This is a genomic window from Brevundimonas sp., from assembly GCF_046293315.1.
In the GTDB taxonomy this organism is placed as follows: Bacteria; Pseudomonadota; Alphaproteobacteria; order Caulobacterales; family Caulobacteraceae; genus Brevundimonas.
Genome location: NZ_JBKBPF010000073.1, coordinates 1 through 640, shown reverse-complemented (window position 1 = coordinate 640; position 640 = coordinate 1). Strand labels below are relative to the sequence as shown.

Annotated in this window: 1 pseudogene; it reads left to right on the top strand. The window is 71.9% G+C overall.

Features of this window, described 5'->3' with window-relative positions:
• Positions 1-640, top strand: a pseudogene (locus tag ACK4SE_RS14075) (class I SAM-dependent DNA methyltransferase); the annotation flags it as partial.

The following is a 640-nucleotide window of genomic DNA, read 5'->3' as shown; positions in this document are numbered from 1 at the left end:
GGCCAAGCACCGGGTGTTCCAGTTCCTGGACGCCGCGATCCTGCCGGACAACAAGCTGATCGCCATCGCCAGCAGCGACGCGGCCCACCTGGCCCTGCTCAGCTCGCACGCGCATCGGCTCTGGTATCTGGCCAACTCTGGCCGGATCGGCGTCTATGACCAGGACGCGGTCTATGTGAAATCCCGCTGCTTTGACCCTTTTCCCTTCCCTGATCTGACCGACGCGGCCCGCGCCCGCCTGGCCGTCGCCGCCGAGGAGATGGACGCTCTGCGCAAGCGGGTGCTGGCCCAGCATCCGGACCTGACCCTGACCGGCCTTTACAATGTGCTGGAGGCGGTTCGCGCGGGCGCGCCCCTGTCCGATCGGGACGCTTCGGTCCGCGACCGGGGCCTGGTGCTGATCCTGCGCGACCTGCACGACGACATCGACCGCGCCGTGACCGAGGCCTATGGCTGGCCCGCCGATCTGGAGGCGGCCCAGATCGTCGCCCGCCTGGCCGCCTTGAACATCGAGCGCGCGCGGGACGAGGGGGCGGGGCGGGTGCGCTGGCTGCGGCCCGATTTCCAGCGGCCGCGTCTGGCCGTCGCCGGGCGGGCCGGCGATCTGGCCCTGCCCGAGGTCGCGGCCCCGCAGCGCGCG